3 protein-coding genes are annotated in these 1,975 nt (G+C 66.5%); all 3 read right to left on the bottom strand.

What is annotated here, in order from left to right; translation table 11 throughout:
- On the bottom strand, positions 1-324 hold a 324-nt coding region (locus tag AC0V2Y_RS28330; RefSeq protein ID WP_475418456.1), incomplete at its 3' end, for a TolC family protein.
- 282 nt (positions 325-606) lie between these two features.
- Complete coding sequence (gene dpgD, locus AC0V2Y_RS28325; RefSeq protein ID WP_475418046.1) at positions 607-1,419, bottom strand: enoyl-CoA-hydratase DpgD; 813 nt, start codon at positions 1,417-1,419, stop codon at positions 607-609.
- 11 nt (positions 1,420-1,430) lie between these two features.
- A partial coding sequence (locus tag AC0V2Y_RS28320) for an aminotransferase class I/II-fold pyridoxal phosphate-dependent enzyme (protein ID WP_475418455.1) occupies positions 1,431-1,975 on the bottom strand: 545 nt, incomplete at its 5' end.

Below are 1,975 nucleotides of genomic sequence, written 5' to 3'. Positions count from 1 at the left end.
CCAGCGCGCATCGGCCGCCTCGGCAGCCTTGGCGCGGGCGCCAAACAAGTCGACCTCCCAACTGGCATCGAGACTGCGGTTAAGCGTGGTGGCCACCATCGAGGCGCCGGGAGCGCTCACGCTACGGGCGCGGGCGGCACTGGCGTTCAAGCCCAGCCCCGGCAGACGCGCCGCGCCAGCGGCCTGGTAGACGGCGCGCGCCTGCAGCACGCGCGCCAGCGACTGCGCCAGGGTGGGAGAATCGACCTGCGCCGCCTGCACCAGTTCGGCCACCAGCGGGTCGTCGAACTGCCGCCACCAGGCCAGATCGGCGTCGGCCGGCACAGGAGGCGTCCCCTCCTGCTGCAGGCTATGCGGCAGCGGAGCCTCGAATCGTGGCGGTGCGGCCAGCGCCGGACTGCGGTAATCCGGCCCGACCGCGCAGCCTGCGGCAGCACATGCCACGAACATGGCACCGGCTAGTCTGGTTGGGTACATCGACACTCTCCTCATCTGATTCTTGCCTGGAGCGGCACCGCAAAGGCGGGGCCGGTACAAGCATTAAATCAAAGTGGTGCATCGATTGGTACTAGCAATTCTGCTAGCCAGAGCTGCTCATGGCGCCAGCTAGCTGGCTTTCCAGGCAGGCGGGCGCTGCTCCACGAAGGCGCGTGGCCCCTCCAGGCAATCGGTGCTGGCGCGGCGGCGTTCCTCCCACTCGTAAGTGGCCTGGAAGGCCTGGTCGAGCGGCAGCGTCGACGATTTCTGCGCCACTTCCTTGATCGCCCGCAGCGACAACGGCGCACTGCGCAGCACGTCATCGACCCAGCGCTCGACGCATGCGTCCAGCTCGGCCATCGGCGCCACCTCGTTGACCAGGCCCAGCTGGTAGGCGCGTTCGGCGCTCAGTCGCCGTCCCGTCATCAGATAGCCCATGGCGGTCTTGGTCGGCAGTTGCCGGGTCAGGCGGAATACGCCGCCAGCCCCCGCGATCAACCCCAGCCGGGCTTCGGGGAGGGCGAACTCCGCATGCTCGGCAGCGACGATAATGTCGCATGCCAGCGCCAGCTCGAAACCGCCGCCCAGCGCATAACCATTGACCCGGGCGATCAAAGGCTTGGACATGGAAAAACGCTCCGTCAGCCGCGGCCAGCCTGTGCCGCCGGCGCTGCCAAAGCTCGATGGCGGAACCCCGGCCTGGTTGCGCCGCACCAGTTCCTTGAGGTCCTGACCGACCGAGAAAGCACGCTCACCGGCCCCGGTGAGCACGCCCAGCCACAGGTTGTCATCCTGCTCGAAATCACCCCAGATGGCCGCCAGTTCGGCATGGGTGCGCAGGTCCAGAGCATTGAGCGCCTGCGGCCGGTCGAGGGTGATGTAGGCCACATGCCCGCGCTTGTCATAGCGCACGCGGGTGGCCTGTCCCAGCTCGTGCATCATATTTCCCATAATTAATACTCCGTCAGCAGTTCATGGACCGGCGCCGGCCGCCGGCCGACGTGTTCGCTATGCAGGAAAGCCGCCAGCCGGCGCGCGCCTTCGTCGATCTGTTGCGGCGTCAAATAACTGCACGAGAGTCGCAATTGCTGGTTGCCTGCGTCATTGAGATGGAAATAGCTCATCGGCGTCCACAGCACGCCATAGTCCCGGGCGCACAGCTTGAGCAGCGCGGCGTCGGCCGCCACCGGCAGACGCATGCGCAGGAAGAAGCCGCCGGCCGGCACATGCCAGTGCACGCCGTGAGCAGGATCACCATTCATGCCGACATGGCGCGTCAGCGCGTCCAGCAGCAGGCCAAGGTTGCGGCGGTAGAGCGCTCCCTTGTCTTTGCTGAGGAGGGCCAGCGAACCGTCATGCTCAAGCAGCATGCCCCCGACGATGGCTTGGCAGATTGGCGAGGTGTTAACCGTGACCATGCTTTTCAGGGACGCGAGTTCGTCCGCCATCAGCCGCACCTGGCCGTTACAGTCGCGCACTGCCTGGTCGGCCACCACAA

This window comes from Janthinobacterium sp. BHSEK (genome assembly GCF_056174685.1).
Note: the sequence above shows the minus strand (reverse complement) of the source record. Positions and strands in the feature narration are given on the sequence as shown.